The organism is Paenibacillus sp. sg306046 (genome assembly GCF_059821225.1).
Genome location: NZ_JCAMRT010000018.1, coordinates 102612 through 127559, shown reverse-complemented (window position 1 = coordinate 127559; position 24948 = coordinate 102612). Strand labels below are relative to the sequence as shown.

Here is a 24948-nt window from a genome sequence, read left to right as displayed (position 1 = left end):
AAAAGGAGGCGCCAGATGTCCGCGAATTTACAAATCATCGGTCACCGGCAGTTCGCCTGGCTCATCTGCTCGCTCCTGACAGGGGGCGGGCTGCTGAGTCTGCAAAATGAACTGTTTCGCGTGGCGAAAATGAGCGCCTGGATGACGTATTTGCTGCCGATGCTGTATGCGCTGCTCGTTGCCTATGTGCTGACGAAGCTGGCCCAGCGCTTTCCGGGCAAGCATTTGTTTGAAATTAATACGATCGTGCTCGGCCGGTTGCTCGGCACCTGCGCCAATCTGGTCATCCTCGCCCATTTGTGGCTCATTTTGCTGCGCAACTTACGGGGCTTTAATCAGTTTATCGGGACGACTCTGCTGCCCAATACGCCGAATGGCATTCTGATTATGCTGACTATTTTGCTGCTGATTTTCTACGGCCGAACAAGTATCGAGGTTGTGGCGAGGGTGAACGAGCTGTTTTTCCCGTTTTTTTTCCTGCAAATTATGCTGTCGCCGCTTGTATTGTCCAATGAGGTTGACCCTCAGCTCGTTATGCCGATGATCACGCTGGATATGAACCATTATTCCTTCGCCAGTCTGCTCTGCATCGGCTGGTATGGCGATATTCTCGTAGCGGGCGCTTTCCTGCACACGCTGTGGAGCACAAGGCAGCTGCGCTCGGCGTTCCGTCACGGCATTATGATGTCGTCCGTGCTTTTGAGCGTGTCGATGTTCATGATGCTGATCGTGCTGGGCCCAACGATTCCGGGCAATATGCTGTACCCGTTCTACAGCCTGGTCCAGCATATTCATATTACGGACTTCCTGGATCGGATGGACCTGTTTATTCTCAGCATCTGGTATCCGATTACCGCCTGCAAAATCATTCTTGTCTACCTGGCCTTCCTGACCGGCATCGCCAGCCTGTTCAGGCAACGCGACTATACGGTTATCAACTCGCCGATCAGTCTGTTTCTACTGCTGACGACCTTGCTGGCGTTCAAAAGCACGACGGAGGTCGTGAGCTTCGGTACCTTCAGCTCGCCGGTCATCGTAGCCTGCTACCAGCCGCTGCTGCTGATCAGTCTGCTGATTGCGGCCCGGCGCTTTCCGCTTCGCAAGCAGCAAAATCAGCAGCAGGGCGACAACTCCGCGTCTAACGACTCATCCGGACAGCAGAAGCCGGAGAAGCAATCGTCGGGCAGCTCCGGCGGCGGGTCAGCAACCCGCAAGCAGGTTAGAGGACGGCTCGCCCGCGTCTCTGATGTCGTGTGGGTACGCATCGGCAATGGAGCGCTTGCGCTTAGCATTGCGCTGTCAATCGCGGGGCTGCTGCTGGGTCCCGGCTCGGCGCTGCTCGGGATTGTATGTGGAGGCGGCTACGCCCTTTGTCTGGGCTTCGCTTATCTGGTCTCCTATTTTGAAATGAGAAAAACAACAGATTACAACAGCCGACGTCCCGCCAGCCGCTAAGGCAGACAGCCGGGTACAGCATCTGGAATCGAGTGCAACCATGTGGAATGCCTACGTAAAGATGTATACGATTGGAAAGGGGTACTCATGAACTTCAAGTGGTTTCAGGACAGACTCACCTTCGTGATCATTCCCGATACGAATGCGGGGGTCGTCCGCTTTAAATTGTCAAGGGCGGCCGTATGCGGACTGCTGTTGGCAGGACTGCTGCTGGCAAGCCTGGCCAGTTATGTATATGTACAGCCTGTCGTACAGGCAGCGACTTTCCAGCGAACGAGCGAGCTGATGGGAACAACGGCCCGGCTGGAGTCGGAGCTGCACAGCAAACGGCAGCGTTTGTCCGAGCTGCAGCAGGAGGTGCTGTCTCTATCCCGACAGGCGGCTGAGCTGCACAGCCGCATGGAAACGGTCAAACAGCTGGAGCGGGAGCTGCGGCAGCTGACGCCAGCCATCGAGCCCGGCCGGCTGGATGGGCAGGCAGCGGGCTTGCTGCCCGAGTCAGGGCTGCTGCCAGCTACGCCAGTCATCGAGCCCGGCTGGCTGGACGGGCAGGCAGCCGAAGCTGCGCTGACGTCTGCAGCGGCTGCCTCGCGTCAGTCGCCCGCGTTGCCCGTTTTCCTTGGTATCGAAGCCGCTGACGTCGCTGCTCCGCCCAAGGATGCGCTTAAACTGGCCGCTGCGGTCGGCCGGAGCTTCACACGGCTGGACAGCGAGCTGAGCGCCCTGAACACGCGGCTGATCACCTCGCGCAGCAAGCTGCTGGAGCTGACGCCCAGCGCGTGGCCGACCGTCTCCCGGATCGTCACCTCCACTTATGGCTACCGTGAAGACCCCTTCACAAGCAAGCCCAGCTTCCATCGCGGTCTGGATATCGCAGGACAGCTTGATGATCCGGTCGTTGCTTCGGGGGAAGGAATCATTCAGAAGGTGAGCAGCGACAGCTTCCATGGCAAGTACATTGTTGTCGCGCATACGCCTGAGCTGCACAGCTGGTATATGCATCTGAACCGAACGGATGTCATGCCGGGACAACGCGTCCGCAAGGGGCAGCAATTGGGCGGACTCGGAACGACCGGGCGCAGCACCGGTCCTCATCTGCACTACGAGGTGCAGCTTCAAGGTAAAAGCCTGGACCCGAACCGCTATTTTTCCCGTTCAGCAATGATTGCGGCCGATTGAGGACGCGGCTCGCCTCCTGTTCATGGCGCTCGCCTTGCGGGTACTTCCTCTCCTCCCGTTCGCGTGCCGTTCGCCCCGGCGGATGCAGGGGGCTGGCCCGCATGGTATACTAAGGAGAAACTGCGTCAGCGCAAGTGAACAGGAGATAAGCCTATGCATACGCAAACGATTCTTTTTGATCTGGATGATACCCTTATTTATTGTAATAAATTTTTCGAGCTGGTCATGGATCAATTCGCGGATCAGATGGAAACCTGGTTTCACGGACACCATCTGTCAATCAAGGAAGTGAAGCAGAAGCAAGCGGAGCTCGATTTGCAGCGGGTACTCGTCAGCGGCTTCTCGCCCAGCCATTTTCCCGAATCCTTTGTGGAAACGTACGAATTTTATTCCGATCTGACCGGACGAGCCGCCAGCACTGACGAAGTCAAACGGCTGACGGAGCTGGGCTGCTCCGTTTATGGACATGGCATCGAGCCTTATCCGCATATGGAGGAAACCTTGCGCGCGTTGGCCGCTGAAGGCCACGAGCTGCATTTGTACACCGGGGGCGATCCGGCCGTTCAGATGCGCAAGGTGAAGGAGGCCAGGCTGGAGCGGTATTTCGCCGACCGGATTCATATTACACGGCATAAAAACACCGAATTTCTGGAGGGCATTCTAAGCGCCAACAGGCTGGACCGCTCGCGGACATGGATGATCGGCAATTCGCTGCGCACCGATATGATTCCGGCGTTGACCTGCGGGATTCATGCGATCTTTATGCCCGCCGAGCAGGAATGGTCCTACAACCAGGTTGAAGTTAACGTACGCCCGGCCGGCGCTTACTTCACGCTTTCTTCGCTGCAGCTGATCCCGGAAACGATCCGCAGCTACGCTGCAGCCAATACGCCGAAGGGCGGGGCCGGCGTTTCCCCTGTATCCCCGGCCTCGGCGGCAGCCAGTGACCATTAAGCACCGGGCGCTTCCGCTTTGAGCGCCTGCCAGGCTCTCCACTTGGACCAGTTGAATTCGGACCAGGACGGGGAGCTTTGTTGTGCAAAAGCATCGCGGTAGCGCTGCAGCGCCTCTTCCGGCAGCTGCGGGTAGCTGGCCTTGAGCGCCAGAATAGCCGGCACGGCCTCATAGCTGAGCGAACCGAGATAAGCCGCGTCCAGTACGCCGCTCCGTTCGAAGCGCGCTGCATTATTGCGGACAATCATGCCCTCAATCCCGATATAATTAATCAGTACATACGCCGCTACGGCTACAACCAGATAGCACCGCACAAGCGGAAGCTTTTCCTTCCACAGCTTGACAAGCGCCAGTACAAACAGCACCAGTAAAAAGATCATAAACGCATGCACAAGCAGCCGGGTAATCGTATAGCCGTACGCTTCCTCGTACATCGACAGCCGCATATATGCGGAGCTGAGCATAATGCCCGTGCAGCTGACAAGCAGTGCCAGCAGCACCCGCAGCCAGCGCCATGCCGCCGGAGACGGCCGCTTCACGCCATACAGCGTGCCGATCAGCACCGTCAGGTTAATCAGCGTGACGACGACCAGCTCGGCGAAGCCTCTGCGGGCATAAGCCGCATAAGTAAGGTCGTCCGGCAGCTCAGCCGTGCCTCCGAAGAAATAGGAAAACTGGACGAAGGCAAACAGCAAGTACACCGCATTCATCAGTACAAGCACAGTGCCGGTAACAGTGGCATCAAGTTTAAACGGCGAGCCCTCTGTTCGCGGATGCACATGCGGCTGGGACGGGCCAGCGTCCCGCTCGGGAAGCTGGCCGCCAGCCGACAGCAGCTTCTTCTCCGAACCGGAAAGTGCGTGCGACGGCGATTCGGCTCCCTGTGCCTGAACGTGAGCCGAAGCCTTTGATGGCGAGATGGGGCCGCCAGCGGCAGGCGATGCGCCAAGATTGCCGGCGCTTACGTTGGCAGACTTGTGTCCGGCAGAAACCGTCGTCGGCTTCGGCCGCAGCAAGCCGGCGATGTACGCAAACAAGCCGGTCATCACAAGCAGCACCCATACGGTACGCTGGAATGCTTCTGCCAGATTGCCGTTGCCGAACAGATTCGGGAGCCTCGACAGCGAGCGGTCAAACATCGCGTCCGCCGAAGCGAGCAGCCCAAGCACGGCCGCCAGCAGCGGCATTGCGATCAGCACGCCCAAAGCGACCTTCCCGATCGTGCGGGAGCTGCCCTTCCCATGTGCAGCGGATGCCCAGCCGATGACCAGCGCCACCGGCCGGGGCATGTACATCAAGGTCTGCGCAATGGCCTGCTCCAGCATGGCCGCCACCAGCCCTGAGCGCTTGTCGGTCCGATAAGTCGCAGTCGTATGCAGCACGATCAACACCGGAATCACCAGCGTATTCAACACCATAAACACTTGGTTCGTAAATAGCGCATACGTCAGCGACAGCAAGCCAATCGGCAGCAGCCAGACCGAGGTCGGCTCGCTGCGCAGCCCTTTTACCCCTACTCCAGCCATCCACTGCAGCAGGACATAAAACGCAACGATAAATAGCGGAACGGAGACGCCCCAGCCTTTCTCGAAAAACAGCAGATGATGCAGCAGCCCGCCGACGAAGGAAGCCGCCAGCAGCTTCTTTTCATTAAAGGAAGAGTTCAAAGACATTGGCATACCGTTCTCCTCCCGTTCCTTGACGAGACATCATCTGGTCCCGCAGCGGATGCAGCGTCCGCAGCAGCAGCAATAGCTGACGTCCCATTGTCCGCAGCGTGCCGATCTGCAGCGGCAGCTCCGGGAGCCGCTCGCCAAGCTCCAGCCGCGCTTCGAACCGCGACAGCGTTCGCAGCCCGCGCAGCAACGCTGCCGGCGTCCGCCTGTACGCGGCCCATGCGCGAAGCAGCTCTCCGCGCTCCGCGACCAGTCCGTCCGCGATCGTCCCGCCCTGCAGCTTGCCGCAGCCGAGCCGGGCAAGCACCCACACGGCGTACGCCAAGTCTTCCTTGGCGGGTGCCGTCTGCAGCGCCTGTTCGGCTTCGAGCAGCAATTGATGTTCCCATGACAACGTTAAAGGTTTGATCGACAAGCGAATCCCCCCTGAATCGGTAGTTTTATCCTTTATTAGGATAGCGATAGGCGAATGCCCACCTCTTCATTGTAGCTTGCAAAATAAGAATAAAAGGCGTAAATTTCGAATTATGAATTTCGTATTTTATGCTGCTCCGTCAGGAGGCTTCCATTATGAAATTATCCGCTTACTATATGCGGCTGCGTGAGCACTACGCCTATGCAGCGCCGGATCAGGAGCTGACCGTCACGCTCGGTGAGCTGGCGCTGCTGCTGCAATGCACGCACCGCAACACCCAGCTGCTGCTGACGCGCATGCAGCAGCTCGGCTGGGTGGACTGGCAGCCCCGCAGAGGCCGGGGCAACCGGTCCTCGCTATTTCTCCTCGCACCCGCCGAAGATATCGCGCTGGCGATTGCCCAGGAGTTGGTCGAGCATAAGGATTTGCGCGGTGCACTGGAGCAGCTTAACCGCTTCTCGCCGGAAAGCGCGGCCAAGGATACGTTTCACCGCTGGCTGAGCGCGCAATTCGGCTACACGAGCGAGGTGCAGGGCAACAAACGGCTCGATATTTTACGATTTCCGCTTACGCAGCCGCTGCAATCGCTTGATCCGGCAACGATTCATTTCACCACGGAGGCGCATCTCGTTCACCAGTTGTTCGATCCTCTGGTCCGCTACAACCGGCTGACCCAAACGATCGAGCCGCATCTGGCCCATGCGTGGGAGGTCAGCGCAGACCGGAAAGCCTGGACCTTCCACCTGCGCAAAGGCGTCTTGTTCCATCACGGCCGGGAGCTGACGGCGGCCGATGTCGCTTATTCGTACGACCGGCTGCGACGGCTGGCCGGTGGCGCCTTGTACAGCTGGGTCCATCGCCAAATTGAACGGCTCGAAGCCGTCGATCCGATTACAGTCCGGGTCAAGCTGAAGGAGCCTAATGAGCTGTTTTTGCAGTTCGCGGGCACGAACCGCGCGTCGATTGTCCCGGCCGACCGGTGCGCAGAGCTGGAGGACCGATTTGCGCTGGCGCCTGTCGGCACCGGCCCGTTCCGGCTGGCCCATCTGGATGAAACAATGTGCGTGCTGGATGCATTTGCCCCCTACTTCCAGGGCCGGGCCCATCTGGACCGGGTGGAGCTGTGGCATATTCCGAATTTGCAGCAGCAGGATTACGACCGGACGCTTGGCAGCTTCCAGGTGCTGCATAATTACAGACTGCCGGACGAAGCGGCCGCAGACTGGCAGCAAATTCAGCAAAAGGGAGCAACCTGCCGCTTCCTGACCTTCAATCTGCTCAAGCAAGGTCCGCTGCTTGATCCCGCTGTGCGCGGGCTGGTCATGGCGGCGCTGGACCGCGACAAGCTGCTGGAGCGCATCGGCGGAGACGCCGTCGGCGTGGCCGACAGCTTTCTGACCTATGGTCAGGCGGCTGACCCTGGCGCGGCAGCCATTCCTTGCCGATACCCGGCAGAGCAATTTCGGCGGCTCGTCCGCAGCAGCTCCGGCTACCGCGGAGAGCGGCTGCGCCTCTGCACGATTACGCAGTATGAAGAGGACGCGCAGCTCATTCAGACACTGCTTCAGGAGGCTGGCTTTGCCTGCGAGGTCAAGCTGCTCACCGCGCAGCAGTTCAAAAGCGAGCAGAGGCTCCACGCCGATCTGCTGCTCTTTTCCCTGATGCTGGATACGGATGCCGAGCTGCGGTTGTTTGATTTGTACACGAGCATGCAGCGACATCTGGAGCCGTCGGTCAAGCAAGTCGTCGGCTCGCTGCTGCATCAGATGCTGCTGGAGCCGTCCCAGACAGGGCGAACCGAGCTGCTGCAGCGCATCGAATCGCATCTGACGGCGCGGCGGGTGCTTTGCTTCCTTTATGAGAAGCGGCTCAAAACGATTTATCATACGTCGGTAAAAGGCATTTCGCTGGATGCGCTGGACTGGGTGCAATTCAAAAACATCTGGTTTCGGCCATAAGCCAAGCTGTTCCCGCATACGCATGATAAAAGCATGCGAGCGAAAGGAGCGGAGCGCAGTGAGCCAAGCAAACCGGATGCGGTACCACAACGACACCTACGGCTTCACCTTGCTATTTCCGTCATGGTGGCGGCGGTACGTCGTCATCAACAAACGGAAGCTGGACCCGGACAGCGAAGCTGAGATCCATTTCCGGTTCAAATATAAAGGGAAGGTGTACGACGATATCGTCGCCATTTTGGTTTACCGGATGACCCGGGCGGAGTGGGTGAAACGCGGATATACGGACTCGCCGCTGACCTTGCTGGGAAGCCGGGACGGGCGAATTTTCGCCGCCCTGCTGCCGGAGGAGCTTCCGTATGCATTTGTAAATCCGAAAACAGGCGACTACGATTACCGCCGCTTCGGAACCCCGATCGGATTGCTAAAGCGGATGGTTAATCGCGATGTGCCGAACGTGCTGCGCTCCTTCACGCTGCCGCGCAGGCCAGTCAGGCGGCTGTCGCAGCCCCTTCGGTCGCGGCTCATCTGCGGCTGCCGCACAGGCGTCCGCAGACGGAAAAGCCGGGCGTAGCGCAGCCGGACGGACCTGCTTGTACTTGGGGCGGGCAGCGCCCGGAGTGCGTCGAGGTGCGGCTGCAGACGGTGTCGGACAGCATTTCGGACGGTCGCAGACAGTTTGCCAAACGGCCACGTACGATCTGGCGCTTGGCCGACCGTTCTTGGCCGACTCACCGGACGGACTTCTGCCATGCGGCGAGTGGCCGCCGCTCGAACAGCACAGGGGGAAGTGCCTCCTCAAACAAGCACTTCCCCCGCACGCGTCACTTATGAACGGCCACGCTTCCTCATGGCAAATTGGTATCACCCATCAAATAACGATCCACCTCACGGGCAGCCGCCCGGCCCTCGTGAATCGCCCACACGACAAGACTTTGCCCCCGCCGCATATCGCCCGCTGCAAAAACACCCTCCACGTTTGTCGCATACCGTCCGGATGCGGCCTTGGCGTTGCCACGCTCGTCGCGCTCCACGCCGAGCTGCTCCAGCACGGTCGGCTCCGGCCCAACGAAGCCCATCGCCAGCAGCACTAGCTGCGCCGGCACGACCTGCTCGCTGCCCGGCACCTCAACCGGTACAAACCGACCGTTGCCATCCTGCTGCCACTCCACCCGCACCGTATGCAGCTCCTGCACCCGGCCCTGCTCGTCGCCAACCAGCTTTTTCGTCGAGATCATGTACCGGCGCGGGTCCTCGCCCTGCAGAGCAGCCGCCTCCTCCTGGCCGTAATCCACCTTCAGCACCTTGGGCCATTCCGGCCAAGGATTGCCCGGCTGCCGGACCGCCGGAGGCTGCGGCATAATTTCGAACTGCGTGACGCTGGCGCACTTGTGGCGGATCGACGTGCCTACACAGTCGGTTCCGGTGTCGCCGCCCCCGATGACGACAACATGCTTGCCTGCCGCCGATAAAAACGCCCCGTCCTGATGCCCGGAATCGAGCAAGCTTTTCGTATTTTTGGTCAAAAACTCCATCGCCAGATGGACACCCTGCAGCTCGCGCCCTTCGATCCGCAAGTCCCGGCCAAGCGTCGCGCCGCCGCATAATACAACGGCGTCATGCTCGGCCTGCAGCTGCGAAGCCGGCACGTCCTTGCCGATTTCCGTCCCCGTCACAAACCGGATGCCCTCCGCCTTCAGCAGCTCCACCCGCCGCTCGACAACCCGTTTGTCCAGCTTCATATTCGGGATGCCGTACATCAGCAGGCCGCCAGGCCGGTCCGCCCGCTCATACACCGTTACGGTGTGACCCGCCTGATTCAACTGGGCAGCTGCCGCCAGGCCGGACGGACCGGAGCCGACAACGGCTACCGTCTTGCCTGTACGCGCCACGGGAGGACTGGGAACGACCCAGCCTTCGGCAAAGCCGCGCTCAATGATCGACTTCTCGATGTGCTTGATCGTCACCGGCGAGCCGTGCAGCCCCACGGTACAGGAGCCTTCACAGGGAGCAGGACATACCCGGCCTGTAAATTCGGGAAAATTATTCGTCTTGTGCAGCCGATCCAGCGCCTCGCGCCACTGTCCCCGGTACACGAGATCATTCCACTCGGGAATCAGATTGTGTACCGGGCACCCGGCGGCCATCCCGCTGATCAGCGTCCCCGTATGGCAGAACGGTATGCCGCAATCCATACAGCGCGAGCCCTGCTGCCGCAGCCGCTCCTCAGCCAGCGGCTCGGCGAACTCCTGCCAGTGGGCGATGCGCAGCAGCGGGCCGCTTTCGGTCGGCGTCTCGCGCGCGTATTCCATAAATCCGGTAGGCTTCCCCATCTCTTCGTTCCTCCCTTGTAACCCGATCCGCGTCTATTTAAGCTGAACACCCTGCTTCCATTTGTTTGGCTCCCGGATGTTCAGTTCCAGGCTCCGCACCTTTCAGTTCCGCTGCTTCCTGTTCCGCCATCCGGCGGCTAGTTGCCGCCGACACGCGACACGTCCTGCCTGTTTTCCTCAAAGGCAACCAGCAGCGCTTCCTGCTGCGACAGCCCGGAGCGCTTCACCCGTTCAATCGCCTCAAACATCCGCTTGTAATCCTTCGGGATGACCTTCACAAATTTCCACAACGACTGCTCCCAATCATGTAAAATCCGATGCGCGACCGCGCTGCCCGTATACGTCTCATGCCGCTGCAGCATATTGCGCAGCTCCTCGGCCTCGAACACTTCCTCCACCGGCTCCAGCAGTACCATATCCCGGTTGCATTGCCCGGCAAATACGCCCTGCTCATCGAACACGTACGCGATGCCACCCGACATGCCGGCCGCAAAGTTGCGTCCCGTCGGTCCAAGCACGACGACACGTCCGCCGGTCATATATTCGCAGCCGTGGTCACCCACGCCTTCAACTACAGCCCGCACGCCCGAATTGCGCACACAAAACCGTTCGCCCGCGATCCCGCGAATGTATGCCTCGCCATCCGTTGCGCCGTAAAACGCCACGTTGCCGATAATGATCTGCTCCTCGGCGCAGAACACCGAATTCTCAGGCGGAAACACAAACAGCTTGCCGCCGGACAGTCCTTTGCCCACGTAATCGTTCGCGTCGCCCTCCAGCGATAAGGTCATCCCGCGCGGCACAAACGCGCCGAAGCTTTGGCCGGCCGATCCGCTAAAGTGCAGCCGGATCGTATCCGGCGGCAGCCCCTCCTTGCCGTAGCGGCGCGTCACTTCACTGCCGACGATCGTGCCAACCACCCGGTTTACATTTTGAATCGACAGCATCGCATGAACGCGCTCTTGCCGCTCCAGCGCAGGCGCGCACAACGGCAGCAGCTCGGTCCTATCGAGCGAGCGGTCAAGGCCGTGATCCTGCGGCTCCGAGCAGTATGTGCCGACGGCGTCGCCGACCTGCGGCCGGTAAAGCAGCGGCGTCAGGTCCACGCTGCCGGCCTTTCCGTGCCGCGCAGCTGCTCTCGTCTCCAGCACTTCCGTATGCCCCACCATCTCCTCGATCGTGCGGAAGCCGAGCTCCGCCATCAGCTCGCGGGTATGCCGGGCGACAAAGTGCATGAAGCTCACGACATGCTGCGGATCGCCTGCAAACCGCTGGCGCAGCTCCGGGTTTTGCGTCGCCACGCCAACCGGGCAAGTATCCAGATGACATACGCGCATCATCACGCAGCCAAGCGCAATAAGCGGAGTTGTCGCAAAGCCGAACTCCTCCGCTCCGAGCAGCGCGGCAATGACAACATCACGTCCCGTCATCAGCTTGCCGTCCGTCTCGACCGTAATCCGGCTGCGCAGCCCGTTTAACACCAGCGTCTGGTGGGTCTCCGCCAGCCCCAGCTCCCAGGGCAGCCCCGCATGACGAATCGACGTTTGCGGCGAAGCGCCGGTCCCGCCATCATAGCCGCTGATCAGCACAACATCGGCTTTGCCTTTGGCTACGCCTGCGGCAATCGTGCCAACGCCCACCTCCGATACCAGCTTCACGCTGATGCGCGCCCGGGGATTGGCATTTTTGAGATCGTGAATCAGCTCCGCCAAATCCTCAATCGAATAAATATCATGGTGCGGCGGCGGCGAAATCAAACCGACGCCCGGCGTTACCCCGCGCACCTCGGCAACCCACGGATACACCTTGGAGCCCGGCAGCTGTCCGCCCTCGCCCGGCTTGGCGCCCTGCGCCATCTTGATCTGAATTTCATCGGCATTCACCAGATAGTGGCTGGTTACGCCGAAGCGCCCGGACGCTACCTGCTTGATCGCGCTGCGCCGCAGGTCGCCGTTCGCATCTGCCGTGAAGCGGTCCGGATGCTCGCCGCCTTCGCCGGTATTGCTTTTGCCGCCGATCCGGTTCATCGCAATCGCCAGCGTCTCATGAGCTTCCCGGGAAATGGACCCGAACGACATCGCCCCGGTTTTGAACCGCTTGAATAGCGATTCGACCGGCTCGACCTCCTCCAGCGGCACCGGCTCCCGGTCTGAACGGAACGTCAACAGCGAACGCAGCGCCATCAGCCGCTCCTGCTCCTCCTGGTGAATCAGCTGGACAAAGCTCTTATACATCGCATAGCTGTTTGTGCGCACTGCGGTTTGCAGCGCATGGATCGTCTGCGGATTGTACAGATGCTCCTCGCCTACAGCCCGCCATTGCAGCTCGCCGCCTGTATCAAGCGTCCGGTCGCGCCCCGCCTGCTCCGAGAACGCCCGCTTGTGGCGCAGCAGCGCCTCACGCGCGACCGTCTCCAGACCGATGCCGCCCACCGGCGTATGCGTCCATGTGAAATACCGTTCCACAAACGCCGCATCCAGCCCGACCGCCTCGAAAATTTGCGCCCCGCGGTACGATTGAATCGTCGAAATGCCCATCTTGGCCAGCACCTTCACAACGCCCTTGGTCGCCGCCTTCATATACTGGTATTCCGCCTGCTCCACTGTCGTTTGTGTCAGCAGCCCTTGCCGGATCATGCCGCGCAGCGATTCCAGCGCGACATACGGATGAATGGCCCCGGCCCCGTAGCCGAGCAGCAGGGCGAAATGATGCACCTCGCGCGGCTCGCCCGACTCGACGATCAGCCCGACCTTCGTCCGCGTCCCTTGACGGATCAGATGATGATGCACGCCGGCGACCGCCAGCAGCGCCGGGATCGCCGCACGCCCGCGATCCAGATCGCGGTCCGACAAGATCAGCAGCGTCGCCCCGCTCGCAATCGCGTCATCAGCCGCCTGAAACAGCTCCTCCAGCGCCCGCTCCAGGCCGGCTGCTCCGCTGGCTGCATCAGCCGCCGGAAACAGGATCGGCAGCGTCACCGTGCGGAAGCCCTCGCGTCCAAGATGGCGCAGCTTCGCCAGCTCAGCTGCAGTCATAATCGGCGTCTGGAGCCGGATATGGCGGCAGCTTTCCGGCTTCGGGTCAATCAGACTGCCCTCCGGGCCCAGCGTCGTCCCTTGCGCGGTAATGATTTCTTCGAAATTGGCGTCAATCGGCGGATTCGTCACCTGGGCGAACAATTGCTTGAAGTAGCTGTACAGCAGCTGCGGCCGCTCCGATAACACAGCCAGCGGCGCGTCGAAGCCCATCGAGCCGATCGGGTCGACGCCTGTCCGCGCCATCGGCTCCAGCACCTTGCGCAGATGCTCCAGCGTATAGCCGAACGCCTGCTGCCGGATCAGCAGCTCCTCCGCGTCAGGCGTCGCGGGCAGCTCCAGCGCCTCCGGCAGGTCGCTGAGCGACACCAGATGCTCATTCAGCCACTCGCGGTAAGGCTGCTCCTTGGCAATCCGCTGCTTAATTTCCTCATCCGCCACGATTCGGCCCTCCACCGTATCGACCAGCAGCATGCGGCCTGGCTGAAGGCGCTGCTTGGCAACAATTTGCTCCGGCGCAAGCGGGAGCACGCCGGCTTCGGAAGCGAGCACGATCCAGTCGTCACGCGTTACATAATAGCGGGCCGGGCGCAGCCCGTTGCGGTCAAGCACCGCTCCGACCGAGCGGCCGTCCGTAAACGCCATGGCAGCCGGGCCGTCCCACGGCTCCATCAGGCAGCTGTGATATTCGTAGAACGCTTTGCGGTCATCATCCATCGTCGCGTGCTTCGACCATGGCTCGGGAATCATCATCATGGCCGCATGCGGCAGCGACCGGCCGGAAAGCAGCAGAAATTCGAGCGCATTGTCGAACATCTGGGAATCGGACCCTTCGGCTTCAATAATCGGGAGAATGGCGTCATAATCGGCTCCGAACAATTCGGTGCGGCAGGCAGCCTGTCTGGCATGCATCCAATTGACATTGCCCCGCAGAGTGTTGATTTCGCCGTTGTGGATCAGGTAGCGGTAAGGGTGGGCACGCTCCCAGCTCGGGAACGTATTCGTGCTGAAGCGGGAATGAACGAGTGCGAGTGCTGATTCGAAGTCGGGGTCCTGCAATTCGGTGTAATAGCGGTCCACTTGCTCAGGGGTGAGCATCCCCTTATAAACGATTGTCCGGCTCGACAGGCTGACGGCGTAGAAAGCGTCTCCGCCAGCAAGCTGGCGGGCCTGTCCCTGCGCGCGCTTGCGGATCACGTACAGCTTGCGTTCAAACTGCTGCTCGTCCCAGGGTTCGTCCGAGGCTCCGATAAACACCTGCCGGATACAGGGCTCGCAGCTTTTGGCCGAATCGCCCAGCATGCTGTTGTCCGTCGCGACGGTTCGCCAGCCAAGCAGCTCCAGCCCGGTCCGCCGGATCTCCGCTTCGACCAGCTGCTCACAGGCGCTGCGGGCCGCAGCCTCCCGCGGCAAATACAGCATGCCGACGCCGTAGCGTCCGGGGGATGGCAGGGAAATACTCGCCTCCTGACAGCGCTTGCGAAAATAGGTGTGAGGAATTTGCAGCAGCACGCCCGCCCCGTCGCCGGTGTTCGTCTCGCAGCCCTGCCCTCCGCGGTGGTCCAGATTACATAAGACGGTGAGCGCCGCCTTCACAAGCTCATGGGACGGAACGCCCTTCAAGTGGGCGACAAACCCGATGCCGCAGGCATCATGCTCTAGTAGCGGATCATACAAACCTTGCTTGACCGGGAAACCTGTTCTGTTCATGTGTCGCGTGTTCCTCTCATCATTAAATGTAAGGATGACCAACGGGTGAACTATCCCAATAATATGCTTTATATTACCATCCCATTCTTATATTTACAATGAGACGACATGGCCAGTCGGCCTTCCTTTTCTCGTGCTTTTTTCCTCCTCCCTGGAGTGAAGATCCGCTTATTCCCGGCTTCTCAGGTAAAATTTGTGACATTTCACATGCCGTCTAGCAGGGAATTGTAGATATTTGACGAATGTTATTGGCATATCGTAGTCATGATTATGGAGGAACCTCTGGCATGAATGACCGGATGCGCTCTGCGCAACTTTCCGAACGACTGCTGCGTGATCAATACGCCAGTCCGGAAGCAATTATCAACGAGCTTGCGATCAAACATTTTACAGACTCCCACACAGGCGCCTTATTGCTGGACACGGAGTGCAACCTGGTGATGGCAGGACATTCGCTGGCCCGCCTGCTTGGCTACTCGTCTGCGGAGCTGCAGACGATGAATCTGCAGTCGCTGCTTCATCCGGGCGACCTGCTGATCGGCATGCACCATCTGAGCCAGCTATTGAGCGGCCAGCTGCTGCATTACGAAGCCGAGCTGCGCTGGCTGCGGGCGGACAAGCAGCCGATCTGGATGAGCCTGCATGCCTCCGGCTTGTTCGGCGACGGGCAAGCTCCGGCTTACCTGTTTATCCAGACCCAGGATATCACGGAGCGCAAGGAGCTGGAGGAGCAGTCCCGAACCGCGCTTTCCCGCATGAGCTCGCTCATGGAGATGGTCAGCGACGCGTATATTATGCTCGATCGGGACGGGGTCTTCGTTTATGTCAACCGGAGCGCAGAGCGGCTGCTTGCCCATCGCCGGGATGAGCTGATCGGCCATAACCTGCATATGGTGCTGCCGGAATGGATCAACTCAGGCTTTTACAAGCAATGCACGCGTTCGTTTGAAGATGCTTCGCCGCTGTTTTTCCCGTACTTCTTCCCGATGTTCAACAAATGGATCGAGGTTTCATGTTACCCGTCCAAGGCTGGCTTATCGTTGTTTATGCGGGATATTTCGCTGGTCCGGGAGCAGGACGAAACGCTGCGCGCCACCCGCCAGCAGTTGAACTCCATGATCGAGCACACCGCCGACAATGTGTCGATTCTCGATACGGAATTCCGGATTGTCCGGGTGAACCGGTCCTTTGTCGATACGTACGGGTACACCGAAGACGAGCTGCTGGGCGAGCGCCCGCCTCAGGTGCCGGAGCATCTATGGATCGAAGCCGAGCTGCTGTTTCGCCAAGGGATGCAGGGCAAGCAAATTTCAGGCTTTGAAACGAAACGCCGGCACAAGGACGGCACGATTCTGGATATGAGTCTGACGATTTCACCGGTGGTCGGAGTCGATGAGATTACGGGCATCTGTATCGTCGGCCGGGATATCACCGAACGCAAAAAAACGGAGGAGCTGCTGCGCCACTCGGAGAAGCTGTCTGTCGCCGGACAACTGGCCGCTGGTGTCGCCCATGAAATTCGCAATCCGCTCACGGCGCTCAAGGGCTTTACTCAATTTATGAAGGTCGGCGCTCAATACAAGGAGAAATATTTGGACATTATGATCTCGGAGCTTGACCGTATTGAACAAATCATCAACGAACTCCTCATCTTAGCCAAGCCTCAAGCCGTCACCTTCCAGAAACGTCCAATATCGCCTATTCTCCACCATGTGCTGTCGCTGCTGGAATCGCAGGCCAATTTGACCAGCATCGAATTTCACACGGATATTCACGCCGACCTGCCTGACGTTCACTGTGAAGAAAATCATCTCAAGCAAGTGTTTATCAATATTTTGAAAAACGCAATGGAAGCGATGTCCACCGGCGGCCGCATCGAGATTCGAGCCGTTCAGTCCAGTCCGCGCGCTCTCACCTTGACCTTTACCGACAACGGTCCCGGCATTCCCGCTGAGGTGCTCGAACGGCTCGGCGAGCCTTTTTTTACAACCAAGCAGTCGGGCTCGGGTCTCGGCTTGATGATCAGCCACAAAATAATGACCGAGCATAACGGCCGGCTGGAAATCAAAAGCAAGCCCGGACATGGAACTCGCGTCATCATCACGCTGCCCTTGGACTGAACGCATTGATTAAATTTTAATTAAGTTGTACATATCGTCAGCAGAGCCTTCATATTCCCTGCATTCATGTCGATATATGTCGTATAATAGAGAGAATCTACGGGGAGTTGGTTCTAATGGCATGGTTTCGTAACTTAAAATTGTCTGTAAAGCTCAACCTTGCGCTGAGCGGCATCACACTTCTGGTGTTTGCGGCAATCATCGGCTTTTCGATGAAGCAGCTGTACGAGGTCAGTCTGGCCAAAGGCGTGCTGGAAGCCGAGAAGCAAGGGCAAGGCTACGTCATCAAAGTTGGGCTGCAAACGGCCAAAATTCAATCAGATCTTACCGTACTGTCGGAAATCATGCTGAGCGACCGGGAGCAGAAAACGACCAATCGCGAGCAAACGGTTACCCTGTTGAAGGACCATCTGTCCAAGCAAGCCGGAGTGCTTGCCTTCTATACGCTGTGGGAGCCGAACCAATACGACAATCAGGACAAGGCCAACACTCAGAAAAATCAGTACAATGACGCTTCCGGGCGATTTCTGCCTTATGTGTCCCGCTCCGGCTCCGCCATCAATGTCGAGCAGCTTACCGATTATGACAAGGAAAACAGCTATTACACGCTTCCTAAAACAACTAAAAAATTGGCCGTCCTTGAGCCTTATTTGTATAAGGTCAGCGGGAAAGACGTGTTGATCACCTCGATTGTTCTGCCGATTTTCGACAAAAGCGGACAATTTCTAGGCATTGTAGGCGCCGATCTTTTGCTTGAAGAGCTGCAGGAGCAGGTGAAGCAATCTGGCAACGCCTCGACCTATATCACGATTTTCTCAGACAAGGGCACCTATATCGCCCACGGAAGCCTGCCGAATAAAGTGAATACCTCGTACAACGACCGGCAGGAAAAAATAGATCTGTTCAACTCGGCCAAAAATGGGGTGCTGCAAGCCTACTCCCTCAACCCGGACGGCTTGCCGGTCAGCCGCAATTTCAGCAAAATCGACTTCGCAGACAGCGGCCAAAGCTGGTATGTCGAGACGGTGACGCTGATGGACGAGGTGCTATCCACCTTCAACCGAGCTTTGCGCAGTCTGCTGCTTACAGCCGGAATCTCCCTGCTGCTGTTGTCGGCAGCGATTATTTTGCTGGTTCGGTGGATGGTTGTCCGCAACATCAAGATGGCCAATCAGATGCTGGGCGTGATGGCCGCAGGCGACTTCACCCAGAAGATGCCGGTCCTCAGCCGCGACGAATTTGGCCAAATGGCGGGATATTTCAACCAAATGATCGACGCCCAGCGGCAGACGCTGCTGATGGTTTCCGACATGTCGATGTCCGTCGGCGCGACAAGCGAGCAGTTGGCCGCCAGCGCCGAGGAAACAGGCCGAGCAGCGGAAACAATTACTGAGGCGGTGCAAACCGTAGCTTTCGGCGCCGAGCAGCAAGGACAGCAGGCGACAGAAGCGTCGCGGGCAATGACGGAAATGGCGATTGGCGTCAGCCGGGTAGCCGAATCGTCCAGCGACGTCACAGAATCCATTCAGGATGTGGCGCAGCAAACGCGGACGGGCAGCGAGCGCATTCAGCAGGCGATCCGGCAGATGGATGCGGTACAGCACGCTTCCCGACAGTCCGAGGCTGCCATCGAGCGGCTGCAGGTGCGGTCAGTTGAGGTAGGCTCCATCATCGGGCTGATCTCGCAGATCAGCATGCAGACAAACTTGCTGGCGCTGAATGCCGGCATTGAAGCGGCCCGCGCGGGTGAGCATGGGCGCGGATTTGCCGTCGTCGCAACCGAGGTACGCAAGCTGGCCGAGCAAACGAAGGACGCCGCGGCCAAGGTCGAGGCGCTGCTGGAGGAAATACGGAACGATACGCAGACAGCTGCAGCAGCCGTCCGCTCCGGCTCCACAGAAGTACAGCTTGGCGTCGAATCGGTCACGGCCAGCGGCCACATCTTCTCCAGCATCTCCGAGCAGATGGCAACCGTTCAGGGGCAAATCGAAGAGGTGTCGGCAGCGGCCGAGCAAATGTCGGCGGGCACGGAGCAAGTGACCGCCACCGTCGATGAGCTGGCCCGGATCGCGCTGGAGGCATCCGGCCATTCCCAGGGAGTTGCCGCCGCGTCCGAGGAGCAGCTTGCCTCGATGGAGGAAATTTCCTCCTCGTCCGCTGCGCTCAGCTCGATGGTGCAGGAGCTGCTTGATCAGCTCAGCCGCTTTAAAGTTTAATTGCCTCTCAAATATGCAACTGAACAGCCTGACCGACGAGCGATTGTGCTCAGACACGGTCAGGCTTTTTCACGCATGCAGCGGCTCGCATAGGACCAAGGCAGGACCGATGTCGGTATGCCTGCTCCCCGGATTGTGGTATGATAAAACTCGGCTTTTCGGGAATGATCAACTTTCAGCCTATTACTTTTGACAAACGGGGTGTGAACTTCGATGGCCCAGCTTTACTTCCGTTACGGGGCAATGAACAGCGGCAAGTCCATTGAAATTTTGAAGGTCGCGCATAACTATGAGGAGCAAAACAAAGAGGTGCTGATGTTTACCTCGGCTGTTGATAACCGTGATCAGGTCGGCTATGTCTCTTCGCGAATCGGTCTGCGCCGGGAAGCGCTGCCGATTCAGACGGACACGGATGTGCTGGAGACCGTTCGGCGGCATCCGCGCAAAGTATCCTGTATTTTGGTCGATGAGGTGCAGTTTCTCAGCAAGCGGCAAATTTTGCAGCTCGCTGCCATCGTCGATGAGCTGCGGATTCCGGTCATGGGCTTCGGCCTGAAAAATGACTTTCAGAACGAGCTGTTCGAAGGCAGCAAATATATGCTGCTGTACGCCGATAAAATTGAAGAGATGAAAACCATCTGCTGGTTTTGCGAACGCAAAGCGACCATGAATCTGCGGGTGGACGGCCAAGGAAAACCCGTTTACACCGGTGAACAGATCCATATAGGCGGCAATGACGAATATTATCCCGTCTGCCGCAAATGCCACGCTGACCCCAAGCTGTAGCGGCCACAAATTCCGCTTGTTCCTCGCCGCTCCCTCCTGCTCCTGTCAGCAGGGCGGGGAGCGGCGAGGAACAACGCAAGCCACGCGACACGCAGCCTTTTCCTTCTGCCTCATCTAGCCATGCTCCGCCTCCAGCAAACGCGTCAAGCGTTCAATGAAATAAGCATTTTCCTCCTCCGTTCCGACCGAGACACGGATATGCCCGTGCAGCCCCCAAGCTGCTCCAAAGCGGGTAATAACCCCCTGCCCCAGCAGCGCCTGATACAGACGCTCAGCCTCCGCGCCAAGCTCGACCAGCACAAAGTTGCTCATGCTGACTGTGTACGGCAGCTGCAGCCGGTCGAACGCTGCGTAAAGCTGCTCCCGCCCTCGGGCGTTCTGCTCCCGCGAAGCCGTCAGATGCGCCTGATCATGAATCGCCGCCTTAGCGGCAGCTTGAGCGAGCGCATTCACATTAAACGGCTCCTTCACAAGTCCGACCCGCTTGATCACATCCGCCGGAGCAATGCCGAAGCCGACGCGAATCCCGGCCAGACCGTATGCCTTGGAGAAGGTCTGGAGAATGACAAGCGGCAGTCCAGCCCGCACAAACTCCAGTCCGTCGCTATAATCCTCCGCGGTCGCAAAATGAGCGTATGCGCCGTCGTAGACGACCATCACCTGCGGCGGCAGCGACCGCAGCAGCCGCTCCAGCTCGGAGCGGGTCATATACGTGCCCGTCGGGTTGTTCGGCGAGCAAAGCCAGATCAGCTTGGTCCTTGCGGTAACAGCCGCCAGCAGAGCGTCCGCTTCATACTGGAAGCCGGAAGCCAGCGGAACGGATACAAGCCGGGCATCCATCAGGAAGGCGCCGAATTCATATTCGCTGAAGGTCGGAGACGGCGCAATCACCTCATCGCCAGGCTCCAGAAATGTCTCCGACAGCAGCGTAATCAGCTCATCCCCTCCGTTGGTCACAATCAGCTGCTCCGGAGTCAGCTCCAGGGCGGCGGCCAGCGTATCACGCAAGCTAACGGCCTGGGCATCCGGATACCGGTGAATGTCTGGCAGCATCGCCTGCATCGCAGCCACCGCGAGCGGAGACGGACCGAGCGGATTTTCATTAGATGCCAGCTTGACGACACGTTCCAGCCCCAGCTCTCGCTGCAGCTCCCAGATCGGCTTGCCGGGAGAATAGGGCGTTATCCGGCCCAGCGTTTTTCTAGGTTCAGGCCCTGTTTGCTGACGGCTTGACGTCTGCGAGCCGGCTTCAGATGAGGAATGAAAGTTCATATACAGCACTCCTTTAATAGGTATCAAAAACTTCATTACGGTAACACAACATTACTACAATGCGTTAATTTAGTAAAGTAAAATTTAGTCTTAAACTCTACGCTTCACGCCTCCGTTCGCATATACAAGCTGTCTCCATGTTGCATAGAGTGTGGTAGGAATCCCTCTATGTTCCTGGAAAAGGCGCAAACAAAGGAGCTGCTGGCGATGAGTTCAAAACTTCCTGTACAACATTCCAAAAACTGGATTACCGTCTTTACCACAAGCTACTTGCTCGTTTGGTTTATCGGCTGCTTCTGGCTCGGCGCAATGGTGCGCAGCGGCAGATTGACCCATTTCCTGATGGTGCCGCTTGCAGCTGTCGAGCTCTATGTGTACTGCGCACTGGCGGGGGCGATCGGCGGCACCTTGTATGCGCTGCGGCTCGTCCACCAGTATTACGAGCAGCTGGATGACCGCTGGATGTGGTGGTACATGCTGCGGCCGATTCAATGCGCCGGCGCGGCCGTTATGACGATCGTCCTGTTTCAAAGCGGGATTATGCTGCTGCAGACGAGCGAGAGCCTTTACGCCAAGATCGGCGTCTCTTTCCTGGTCGGCTTTGGCTACGGCAAGCTGATGGATAAAATCAAGTCGCTGACCGAAACGTTATTTAACGGCTCCGGCTCCAAAGACACGCCCCCGGCCAGCAAGCCGCCTCAGGATTAGCCCCTGCGGGACCTCCCCCTTCGATGGACAACCCAAAAAGGAGCAACCCCCGTCTGTCAGACGAAGCTGCTCCTTTGCAAAAAACGATATCGTTTTACACGCGCGGCATGACGACTTCATTAACGGCCCGCAAGGATAAGCCGGTATGGCGGCAAACCTCGATCATGGTCGCTCGCGGATGCTTCACCAGAAAGTCTCGTACCTGATGTGTCCGTTCCAGCTGCATTTTGAAGCAATCGTGGCATAAAGCGGCATGCTGGCCTAGCTGAAGCTTGCCGCAGCCGCTGCAATTGGAAAGCTGCATACGTTTCCCCTCCTTCCGGGCTATTCCGACGTTAATCTGCAGACGAACGTTGTTCGCCGCAGACCTATGAGTTAAGAACATTTTACCCGGTTTCCCCCCGTCTCGGCTATCCATCGTTTTTCCTGTTTCTGGGACGACCCTTTTCTGTGTCTACACGCACACTTTATCAACAATTTTTAATACCAAGGACCTACCATTCATGATATAACTGATTTAGGCAACATATGGGAAAAGGGGCGAATCGAATGAGTGCGAAAGTTATCGTGTTAGGCGGGGGCGTAGCGGGAATGAGCGCAGCCCATGAATTGGCGGAACGAGGCTTTGAGGTTGCCGTCTATGAGATGAAGCGGCTGCCGGGCGGCAAAGCCCGGTCGATGCCGGTGCCGGACAGCGGTACCGACGGGCGGCTGGATTTGCCGGGCGAGCATGGCTTTCGGTTTTTCCCGCGTTTTTACAAGCATATTATTGATACGATGGAGCGAATTCCGTACGGAACCAACGCCAAGGGCGTCGCGGGAAATCTGGTTCAGGGCACGCGTCTCGGACTGGCCCGGATCGACGGGCCGCCAGTTGAATTCCTCACGGAATTCCCCCATTCGCTGCTGGATCTGCGTGACGCGTTCAAATCATTGTTCCGCAACAAGCTGAATCTGACGGAGGAGGAAGTCACTCATTATGTGGATCGGGTCTGGCAGGTGATGACCAGCTGCGACGACCGTCGTCAGCAGCAATACCAGAACATTCCATGGTGGTCCTTCATCGACGCGGACGAGCAGTCGCCTGCATTCCAGCGTGTCTTCGCCGGAATGACCCGCATTCTTGTCGCCGCCAAGGCGCGCGAAGCCAACACGGCGACAGTCGGCGCTGTAGGAGCGCAGATCATGATGAATATGGTGACGCCAGGCGGCAGCGCAGACCGGCTGCTGGACGGCCCTACCAACGATGTTTGGCTGCGGCCCTGGCTCGACCATCTGCAAGCCTTGGGCGTGGACTACCATCTGGAAGCAACCGTCGAAAGCATTCGGTGCGAGGGCGGCTGGATTACGGGCGCTACCGTCTCGGAAAACGGCAGCGTCTATGAGGTGCAGGCGGATTACTACGTCGCCGCCTTCCCTGTCGAAGTGATGGCCCAGCTTCTGACCGACGACATGGTCCACGCCGACCCGTCGCTTGAAGGCATCCGCCAGCTCGCCGATGATGTGGACTGGATGAACGGCGTCCAATTTTATTTGAAAGTGGACCAGCCGATCATTCATGGCCATATGATTTATATGGATTCGCCTTGGGCGCTGACCAGCGTGTCGCAGCAGCAGTTCTGGCCCGGCTTCCAGCTGAGCACCTACGGTGACGGCCAAGTGCGGGGCGTGCTGTCGGTGGATGTCTCGGACTGGGAAACGCCGGGCATCCTGTTCGGCAAGCCTGCCAAAGCATGCTCGCGCGAGGAGGTGCGACAGGAAGTATGGGCCCAGCTCAAGCAAAGCCTGAACGTGAACGGCGCCGTTGTACTGACCGACGACAACCTGCATACGTGGTTCCTCGACGAGGACATTCAGTTGGATCGTCCCGATGGCGTCGCCGCTAACCTGGAGCCGCTGCTCGTCAACAAGGTGTACACCTGGAACCTGCGGCCGAATGCGTATACGGCTATCCCGAATTTTTTCCTGGCCTCCGACTACGTCCGGACGAACACGGACCTGGCGACGATGGAAGGGGCCAACGAAGCGGCCCGCCGGGCCGTTAATGCGATTATCGAGCGCTCGGGCTCGAAGGCGAAGCCTTGCAAAATTTGGGCGATGTACGACTTCCCGCTCTTGTCCTTGTACAGGCTGCATGATGAAGCCAGGTTCAAGAAAGGACTGCCATGGGACGGTAAAATGCTGGCCTCCATCGGGTAGTACAGCTTATCAACAAGCAAAAGTCCTGCGTTCCCCGGCAAGGGAAACGCAGGACTTTTGCTTGCCATGCCTTATTCGTCCAGCTCCGCGTCCGGCTCCAGCTCCCGGTAAAACTGCGTCAGAAACGATTCCATATACATATGCCGTTCCTGCGCCAGCTCGCGGGCAGCGTCCGTATTCATCAGATGCTTGAGCTTGAGCAGCTTCTCATAGAAGTGATTAATTGCGGTGCTCCGCTCCTGCCGGTATTGCTCCTTCGTCATCGTTTCCCGCGGCTTCAGCTCCGGATCGTAGATCAGCTGGCCCTTCCAGCCGGAATAGGCAAAGGTGCGGGCGATGCCGATCGCGCCAATCGCATCAAGCCGGTCCGCATCCTGCACGATCCGACCCTCCAGCGTTGGCAGCGTCCCGCCTTGTCCTCCGCTATAGGACATATTCCCGATAATGTCCAGCACATGCTGCTTGACATGCGGCTCCGCCTGCTGCTGCTCCAGCCAGTCCGCCACCTTCTGCAGCCCGGCCTCCTTGCTCGGATTCAGCTTCTCATCGGCCACGTCATGCAGCAGAGCGGCCAGCTCGCAAATCAGCAGGCTTGCGCCCTCGCGCTGCGCCAAGGCGCGCGCTGTGCGCGTCACCCGCGCGGTATGCTGCCAATCATGGCCGCTGCTGTCGCCTCCCAGCTCCTGGCGGGCAAAGCTGCGGGCTTCGGCCCGGATATGGTCTGCATTCATTTCTAAGTCCTCCTGTCAGGTCATGTATAGCTGTCGGCGAGAGTTCCCCGCCTATTTTCCCCGCGAAAGGCGTCCGCCCATCCACAAAACGCTTCAGCGACATACAATGCATTATGTGTTAGGAGCTGAGGCTTCAGCACAAAAAGCAGCCCTCGCATGCGAACGGAGCGGGGGCGCCGAACTACAACATCAACTCCTAAG

The 24948-nt window shown here is 58.7% G+C and carries 17 protein-coding genes; 10 read left to right on the top strand and 7 right to left on the bottom strand.

Annotated features, from left to right (window positions below):
- Positions 1-15 precede the first annotated feature (15 nt).
- The 3 genes from AC6ROY_RS18455 to AC6ROY_RS18445 all read left to right on the top strand — a co-directional run bounded on the left by AC6ROY_RS18455 (position 16) and on the right by AC6ROY_RS18445 (position 3588).
- The gene (locus tag AC6ROY_RS18455) at positions 16-1455 is read left to right on the top strand and encodes a GerAB/ArcD/ProY family transporter (protein WP_500102042.1); all 1440 of its coding nucleotides are present in this window, start codon (positions 16-18) and stop codon (positions 1453-1455) included.
- Positions 1456-1542: 87 nt separating this feature from the next.
- A complete protein-coding gene (locus AC6ROY_RS18450) occupies positions 1543-2634 on the top strand; it encodes a peptidoglycan DD-metalloendopeptidase family protein (protein WP_500102040.1) in 1092 nt (363 codons plus the stop codon).
- 153 nt (positions 2635-2787) lie between these two features.
- Positions 2788-3588: an HAD family hydrolase gene (locus AC6ROY_RS18445; RefSeq protein ID WP_500102039.1), complete on the top strand. Its 801-nt coding sequence runs from the start codon at positions 2788-2790 to the stop codon at positions 3586-3588.
- Here the strand turns inward: AC6ROY_RS18445 and AC6ROY_RS18440 are convergent.
- Positions 3585-5267, bottom strand: a complete 1683-nt coding sequence (locus tag AC6ROY_RS18440) for a DUF4153 domain-containing protein (protein ID WP_500102038.1) — start codon at positions 5265-5267, stop codon at positions 3585-3587. The genes AC6ROY_RS18445 and AC6ROY_RS18440 overlap by 4 nt on opposite strands.
- Positions 5239-5679 carry a hypothetical protein gene (locus AC6ROY_RS18435; RefSeq protein WP_500102037.1) on the bottom strand — a complete coding sequence of 147 codons (441 nt, stop codon included), beginning with the start codon at positions 5677-5679 and terminating at the stop codon, positions 5239-5241. The genes AC6ROY_RS18440 and AC6ROY_RS18435 overlap by 29 nt, the downstream gene beginning before the upstream one ends.
- A gap of 155 nt (positions 5680-5834) precedes the next feature.
- Between AC6ROY_RS18435 and AC6ROY_RS18430 the strand changes: the two genes are divergently transcribed.
- Together AC6ROY_RS18430 and AC6ROY_RS18425 are read left to right on the top strand one after the other, a co-directional pair.
- On the top strand, positions 5835-7637 hold the full coding sequence (locus AC6ROY_RS18430) for an ABC transporter substrate-binding protein (protein ID WP_500102036.1): 1803 nt from the start codon (positions 5835-5837) through the stop codon (positions 7635-7637).
- A gap of 58 nt (positions 7638-7695) precedes the next feature.
- A complete protein-coding gene (locus tag AC6ROY_RS18425) occupies positions 7696-8211 on the top strand; it encodes a hypothetical protein (RefSeq protein WP_500102035.1) in 516 nt (171 codons plus the stop codon).
- Positions 8212-8485: 274 nt separating this feature from the next.
- On the opposite strand, the gene AC6ROY_RS18420 is transcribed toward AC6ROY_RS18425, so the two are convergent.
- Both AC6ROY_RS18420 and gltB read right to left on the bottom strand, forming a co-directional pair.
- A complete protein-coding gene (locus AC6ROY_RS18420; RefSeq protein ID WP_500102034.1) occupies positions 8486-9970 on the bottom strand; it encodes a glutamate synthase subunit beta in 1485 nt (494 codons plus the stop codon).
- Positions 9971-10107: 137 nt separating this feature from the next.
- Positions 10108-14715, bottom strand: coding sequence for a glutamate synthase large subunit (gene gltB, locus AC6ROY_RS18415; RefSeq protein ID WP_500102033.1), 4608 nt, complete (start codon positions 14713-14715; stop codon positions 10108-10110).
- A gap of 287 nt (positions 14716-15002) precedes the next feature.
- Here gltB and AC6ROY_RS18410 point away from each other — a divergent pair, with 287 nt between their 5' ends.
- From AC6ROY_RS18410 to AC6ROY_RS18400, 3 genes are all read left to right on the top strand, one after another.
- Positions 15003-16835, top strand: a complete 1833-nt coding sequence (locus tag AC6ROY_RS18410; RefSeq protein ID WP_500102032.1) for a PAS domain-containing sensor histidine kinase — start codon at positions 15003-15005, stop codon at positions 16833-16835.
- 116 nt (positions 16836-16951) lie between these two features.
- Entirely contained in the window at positions 16952-19051 is a 2100-nt protein-coding gene (locus tag AC6ROY_RS18405; protein ID WP_500102031.1) for a methyl-accepting chemotaxis protein, read from the top strand.
- Between the two features lie 213 nt (positions 19052-19264).
- Positions 19265-19837, top strand: coding sequence for a thymidine kinase (locus AC6ROY_RS18400; RefSeq protein ID WP_500102030.1), 573 nt, complete (start codon positions 19265-19267; stop codon positions 19835-19837).
- Between the two features lie 114 nt (positions 19838-19951).
- On the opposite strand, the gene hisC is transcribed toward AC6ROY_RS18400, so the two are convergent.
- On the bottom strand, positions 19952-21109 hold the full coding sequence (hisC, locus tag AC6ROY_RS18395) for a histidinol-phosphate transaminase (protein ID WP_500102029.1): 1158 nt from the start codon (positions 21107-21109) through the stop codon (positions 19952-19954).
- Between the two features lie 207 nt (positions 21110-21316).
- On the opposite strand from hisC, the gene AC6ROY_RS18390 reads away from it, so the two are divergent.
- Complete coding sequence (locus AC6ROY_RS18390; RefSeq protein WP_500102028.1) at positions 21317-21817, top strand: hypothetical protein; 501 nt, start codon at positions 21317-21319, stop codon at positions 21815-21817.
- Between the two features lie 94 nt (positions 21818-21911).
- On the opposite strand, the gene AC6ROY_RS18385 is transcribed toward AC6ROY_RS18390, so the two are convergent.
- Complete coding sequence (locus tag AC6ROY_RS18385; protein WP_500102027.1) at positions 21912-22121, bottom strand: hypothetical protein; 210 nt, start codon at positions 22119-22121, stop codon at positions 21912-21914.
- Between the two features lie 245 nt (positions 22122-22366).
- On the opposite strand from AC6ROY_RS18385, the gene AC6ROY_RS18380 reads away from it, so the two are divergent.
- Entirely contained in the window at positions 22367-24016 is a 1650-nt protein-coding gene (locus AC6ROY_RS18380) for a hydroxysqualene dehydroxylase (protein WP_500102026.1), read from the top strand.
- A gap of 71 nt (positions 24017-24087) precedes the next feature.
- Here AC6ROY_RS18380 and AC6ROY_RS18375 read toward each other — a convergent pair whose 3' ends face one another.
- On the bottom strand, positions 24088-24747 hold the full coding sequence (locus AC6ROY_RS18375) for an HD domain-containing protein (RefSeq protein ID WP_500102025.1): 660 nt from the start codon (positions 24745-24747) through the stop codon (positions 24088-24090).
- Between the last annotated feature and the right edge of the window lie 201 nt (positions 24748-24948).